The following is a 1,117-nucleotide window of genomic DNA, read 5'->3' as shown; positions in this document are numbered from 1 at the left end:
ATGACGGCTTCGGTGCGCAGGGGGTTGATCTCGGAGACGGCGCCGACGAGCGTGGTCTTGCCGACACCGAAGCCGCCGGCGACGACGATCTTCGCGGAGGTGGTGGCGCGGGTGGGGGCGGCCGCGTTAGAGCTTGCGAAGTCCACTGAGGACCCTTTCGAGCAGCGTGACGTCGGGCTGGTTTCCGGATTCGCCGCCGGAAGCGGGCTGGTGGATGGCGACCAGGCCGGCTTCGGCCAGGTCGGCCACGAGGATGCGGGCCACCCCCAGAGGGAGGGAGAGCAGCGCCGACACCTCGGCGACGGACTTGACCTCGGTGCACAAGGTGCAGATCCGCTGGTGCTCGGGGAGCAGGGTGGCCAGGCGCTGCGGGTCGACGTCGGCCGAGACGAGCGCCTCCAGCGCCAGCTCGTAGCGCGGTCTGGTCCGCCCGCCGGTCATCGCGAACGGCCGGATCAGCGGGCCCGAGTCGTAGTCGTCCTCGAACTCCTCGACGTACCCCGGCTCCTGGGCCGGCTCCTGGCCGGGACCGGAGTGGTGCCGGCCGGGCTGCGGGGCGGGGGCGGAGTGCCGGCCGGGGAGGTGGCCGTCCGTCCTGCCCGGGGCCGGCCAGCCGGCCGGGGGCGCGTCGTACGAGGGCTGCTGCCGGCCGTACTGGTCGTACTGCTCCTGCGGGTACGGCTGGCCGTACTGCTGCTGGCCGTACTGGCCGTACTGGCCGTGCTGCTGACCGTGGCCGGCGACGCCGGGTGCTCCGAAGGCGTCATGGCCCGTGCCAGGGTACGGAACGCCGTACTGGCCGCTGCGGTCGTCGGGCGGTGTCACGGTTCCTCTCCTCACAAGGTGCGGCGGTGCGGTGCGAGCTCCGGACGGGTCCGGAGCCGGTGGTGCGAAGGCCGTACAACGTCCGAACCCGAGCCCGCCGAAGCGGGCCCGGGACGGGCGTGGAGGTGCTTCGAATACCAGGACGGTATCCGACGAACCGTCAGTGCAGGAGACTGCCCTGGAGTTCTGCGCGGAGCGCGGGGGTGAGGACGGCGCCGGCGCGGTCGACGAGCAGTGCCATCTCGTAGCCGACGAGACCGATGTCGGAGTCCGGGGAGGCGAGGACGGCGAG

1 protein-coding gene and 2 pseudogenes are annotated in these 1,117 nt (G+C 72.5%); all 3 read right to left on the bottom strand.

All coding sequences use genetic code 11. The features are described 5' to 3' along the window. A pseudogene (locus ABT263_RS38800) lies at positions 1-146 on the bottom strand (ATP-binding protein); the annotation flags it as partial. Continuing rightward, positions 127-825 (bottom strand): DUF742 domain-containing protein, encoded by a 699-nt coding sequence (locus tag ABT263_RS38795; RefSeq protein WP_329489723.1) that lies wholly within the window; start codon positions 823-825, stop codon positions 127-129. The pseudogene ABT263_RS38800 and the gene ABT263_RS38795, both read right to left, overlap by 20 nt. Before the next feature lie 160 nt (positions 826-985). Then, positions 986-1,117 (bottom strand): annotated as a pseudogene (locus tag ABT263_RS38790) (roadblock/LC7 domain-containing protein); the annotation flags it as partial.

The organism is Kitasatospora sp. NPDC001603 (genome assembly GCF_040298365.1).
Lineage (GTDB): Bacteria > Actinomycetota > Actinomycetes > Streptomycetales > Streptomycetaceae > Kitasatospora.
This window is presented reverse-complemented; position numbering and strand designations above follow the sequence as displayed.